Origin of the sequence: Shewanella sp. T24-MNA-CIBAN-0130, assembly GCF_040310185.1 — a bacterium.
GTDB classification, from domain to species: Bacteria; Pseudomonadota; Gammaproteobacteria; order Enterobacterales; family Shewanellaceae; genus Shewanella; species Shewanella psychromarinicola.
Window position 1 is genome coordinate 1 of the sequence record NZ_JBEOPP010000554.1, and the last position, 237, is coordinate 237.

At 41.4% G+C, this 237-nt stretch carries 1 protein-coding gene; it reads left to right on the forward strand.

All coding sequences use genetic code 11. From position 1 onward, the window contains the following. On the forward strand, positions 1–237 hold a 237-nt coding region (gene rplJ, locus AAEZ02_RS23470; RefSeq protein ID WP_351125646.1), incomplete at both ends, for a 50S ribosomal protein L10.

A 237-nucleotide genomic window follows, 5' to 3' on the forward strand; every position in this document is an offset into this window, starting at 1 on the left:
TTACTAAGCTACGTGAACAAGCCCGTGAAAAAGGTGTCGTTTTAAAAGTAGTAAAAAATACTCTTGCAAAACGCGCATTTGAAGGCACTAAGTTTGAAAGCATGTCAGACCGTATGACTGGTCCACTACTTTTGGCTTTCTCTATGGAAGACTTGGGATCTGCTGCTAGAGTCGTTTTCGACTTCAGCAAAGAGAACAAAGCTTTAGAGACCAAATTAGTATCAGTCGGTGGTGAAG